At 56.7% G+C, this 314-nt stretch carries 1 protein-coding gene; it reads right to left on the reverse strand.

Going from position 1 to position 314, the window contains the following annotated elements; all coding sequences use genetic code 11:
• Positions 1-39: 39 nt before the first annotated feature.
• Positions 40-314: integrase core domain-containing protein (locus CG51_RS18980; protein WP_035747750.1), on the reverse strand; the 275-nt coding region annotated here is incomplete at its 5' end.

Consider the following 314-nt stretch of genomic DNA (forward strand, 5'->3'; position numbering starts at 1 on the left):
CAGTTTGCCGCTCAGCTAAGCTATAGCATGGGTATCATGTCAGGCGGCGGCTTTCAGGTTCTGATCCGAGGTATCATAGGCCTCGTCTGGCGTCAGCAATCGGTGTGATGAGTGCGGGCGTTTTTCATTGTAATAGCTGATCCAGGCGCCGATCCCCTTGCGTGCTTCTGATCCAGTCTCGAAGGCATTCAGGCAGACGCATTCGTATTTGAGCGATCTCCACAGCCGTTCGATCATCCGGTTGTCGATCCAGCGCCCGCGCCCATCCATGGAGATCTTCACCCTGGCGTCCAGCAGCACCTCGGTGAACTCGG

Source organism: Haematobacter missouriensis, from assembly GCF_000740775.1.
GTDB lineage: Bacteria > Pseudomonadota > Alphaproteobacteria > Rhodobacterales > Rhodobacteraceae > Haematobacter > Haematobacter missouriensis.